The following is a 2726-nucleotide window of genomic DNA, read 5'->3' as shown; positions in this document are numbered from 1 at the left end:
GCTCGCCAGCAGCGGAGACGGTGCCCAGCTCGCCAGCAGCGGAGACGGTGCCCGGCTCGATCTGAAAGGTCAATATTCTGTTGGGGCCGCTATCGGGCGAGGAGAAAATCGTATTCGGGGCAAAATTGGTAGCTGGATTACACTGGCGGAATGGCATTGGTCGAATGAGGCCGGGGAATACGTTCCGATTTGCGTCAAGTCTGCACAGATCGACGGTGAAAAACTAAGGGCTGACACATGGTACGTGCTGCAGCAAGGCGAGTTTGTAGAGGTAGAGTAATGGCGCTAATGGTGGCACAGGTGCATCGGCAGTTAGCTGAAATCGTGCACATGAACACGACCAAGGAAGGCTTCCTGGTTCTTGGGAAGCCCGAATTGAAGTGGGTTATGCAACTACTACGTGTAAACTACGCGCTGGTTTATCAACACGATTCCCTTAAGGAGTTATCACTTGTTGCCTACGAGATGGGCGACGCGGAATGGCTGCACAGCTTGTGCGCCGAAATCGAAAAATTGGAAACGGAAGTTATCAAACTTTAGGAGGCAATCATCCATGTCTGTACTCATTCAAATTAACGGCGAAAATGCCGGCGAAGCAATTAAGGAATTATCTGCTCTTGCGGCAGGTATCAATGGTCAGGCAGTTGCTCCGGCTCCAGCACCGGAAGCAACAAAACCATCCCGTGGGCGGGCGACTACAAAGCCCACACCTGCAGCAGCGGAGGAGGAAGAGCCGAAGAAAGAAGCGGCCGAATCCGATATGGGTGAGGAAGACGGACCGGTCCCTACCGTCATCGAACTGCGGGCGAAGGCGCAGGAAGTCGGCACGACACCGGAGGTCAAGAAGGCGATCAAGGCGCTTCTGGATGAATTCGGCAGCAAGTCGATCTCCGACGTGCCTGAGAACAAGCGGCACGCATTCATGTCTGGATTGGCGGGGTTGGCAGAATGACGCAGCAAGCACACGCTGAACGCGCTCATGCTTTGCTGGGCGCCTCCAAGGCGGATCAGTGGATCAACTGCCCGCCGAGCGCCCGGTTGCAGGAGAGCATACCAGACAAGCGCAGCGAATATGCCAACGAGGGGACGCTGGCGCACGAGCTGGCCGAGAACAAGCTGCGGCGGCGCCTGCTGATCTGCGATTCCAAGGAGAGAAAGCGGCTCGACGCTGAGCTGGAGAATATCCAGGAGCATCCGCTCTACTGCCCCGAGATGGAGAATGCCGTTCAGGAATACGTGGAGCTGGTCGAGGAGCGATTCATGGCCGCAAAGGCGCGGTCTTCCGACGCTGTTGTGCTGCTGGAAGAACGGCTGGATTTCACGGAATGGGTACCAGACGGATACGGGACCGGCGACGTCGTGCTGATCGCGGACGGGGTGTTGGAGGTCATCGACCTCAAATACGGAACAGGCGTCCCAGTCAGCGCGGTCAACAATCCGCAGATCCGGCTATACGGCCTCGGCGCGTGGTCGGCATACAGTTATCTGTACGATATCCGCGAGATCAGCATGACGATCGTGCAGCCGCGCCTTGATAGCGTCAGCACGGACACGCTGCCGGTCGACGAGCTGCTGGAATGGGCGGAGAAGGTAGTCAAGCCTGCGGCGGAGCTGGCCTTCTCCGGCGAGGGCGAGTTTAAGGCCGGGAAACATTGCCGATGGTGCAAGGTGAAGGGGAGCTGCCGGGCGCGTGCCAACAAGAACATGGCTGCGCTGCAGCACGAATTCCGCGATCCGGCGCTGCTGAGTTTGGAGGAGATCGGTTCTATCCTTCATGTGGCGGAGCAGCTTAAAACCTGGGCGAAGGATGTGGAGGAATACGCCTTCGAACAGGCCAAGGCGGGCAAGCGTATCCCGCAGTGGAAGCTTGTTGAGGGCCGGAGTAACCGGGCCATCACTGATAAGGAAACGGCGCGGATATTACTTGGGGCAGCGGTGGAACATGAGAAATTCCTCAAACCGCAGGAGTTACTCGGTATTGGGGAGCTTGAAAAGCGGATCGGCAAGAAGGAGCTAGCGACGCTGATCGGCGATTTGATCATAAAGCCGCAGGGTAAACCGGTTCTCGTTCCGGAGACGGATACGCGGCCGGAGCTGAACAGCGTTGAAGGGGATTTTGCGGGAGAGGATTTTTAATACCATGCCTGAGCAGTGGGGGATATGGAGCGGCGTTTCGAAGAAGTGGTGTTTCGGCATCACCGAACCGTCAGAGGAGCTGGCACGGAAAAGGCTTCGAGAGAAAATCGATGACGATGCTCGCAAGTGGCGATTTGAGACTTGGCGAATTGCACCAGACGGACATAGGCTCGCCAACGATGGACTAACAAGAATCACACGAAAAGGAACGCGTATTTCAAAGAATGGAAAGATTCTAAATAATCCATCTCAAAGGAGACAAAAACCAATGGCAATCGATAATACAGCAACTAAAGTAATCACAGGAAAGGTACGCCTTTCTTACACTCATATCTTCGAGCCGCAATCCATCGATGGCGGCGATGAGAAATACAGCACGGCGATTCTGATCCCGAAGTCGGACAAGGAGACGCTGCGTAAAATCAAAGCAGCCGTTGACGCTGCGAAGGAACTCGGCAAGAGCAAATGGGGCGGCAAGATTCCAGCCAACTGCAAAACACCGCTGCGGGATGGTGACGAAGAGCGCCCGGACGATGAAGCGTATGCTGGCCACTTCTTCCTGAATGCAACCAGCAAGAATAAGCCGGGTA

Annotated in this window: 4 protein-coding genes and 1 pseudogene; all 5 read left to right on the top strand. The window is 55.8% G+C overall.

Going from position 1 to position 2726, the window contains the following annotated elements; all coding sequences use genetic code 11:
- A pseudogene (locus BLO51_RS30125) lies at positions 1–280 on the top strand (DUF7666 domain-containing protein); the annotation flags it as partial.
- A complete protein-coding gene (locus BLO51_RS05735) occupies positions 280–540 on the top strand; it encodes a DUF7667 family protein (protein ID WP_090668166.1) in 261 nt (86 codons plus the stop codon). The pseudogene BLO51_RS30125 and the gene BLO51_RS05735, both read left to right, overlap by 1 nt.
- A gap of 13 nt (positions 541–553) precedes the next feature.
- Positions 554–952, top strand: a complete 399-nt coding sequence (locus BLO51_RS05730) for a hypothetical protein (protein WP_090668163.1) — start codon at positions 554–556, stop codon at positions 950–952.
- Positions 949–2136: a DUF2800 domain-containing protein gene (locus BLO51_RS05725; protein ID WP_090668160.1), complete on the top strand. Its 1188-nt coding sequence runs from the start codon at positions 949–951 to the stop codon at positions 2134–2136. Before BLO51_RS05730 ends, BLO51_RS05725 begins: the two co-directional genes overlap by 4 nt.
- Before the next feature lie 268 nt (positions 2137–2404).
- On the top strand, positions 2405–2726 hold a 322-nt coding region (locus BLO51_RS05720), incomplete at its 3' end, for a DUF2815 family protein (RefSeq protein ID WP_143006831.1).

The organism is Paenibacillus tianmuensis (assembly GCF_900100345.1).
In the GTDB taxonomy this organism is placed as follows: domain Bacteria; phylum Bacillota; class Bacilli; order Paenibacillales; family NBRC-103111; genus Paenibacillus_G; species Paenibacillus_G tianmuensis.
The sequence above is the reverse complement of the archived record's forward strand: the minus strand, read 5'-3'. Positions and strand labels throughout refer to the sequence as shown.

Bases quoted from the DNA above. Each gene is read 5' to 3' on its own strand.
- BLO51_RS05735 (WP_090668166.1), top strand. From the start codon at position 280: ATGGCGCTAATGGTGGCACAGGTGCATCGGCAGTTAGCTGAAATCGTG.
- BLO51_RS05730 (WP_090668163.1), top strand. From the start codon at position 554: ATGTCTGTACTCATTCAAATTAACGGCGAAAATGCCGGCGAAGCAATT.
- BLO51_RS05725 (WP_090668160.1), top strand. From the start codon at position 949: ATGACGCAGCAAGCACACGCTGAACGCGCTCATGCTTTGCTGGGCGCC.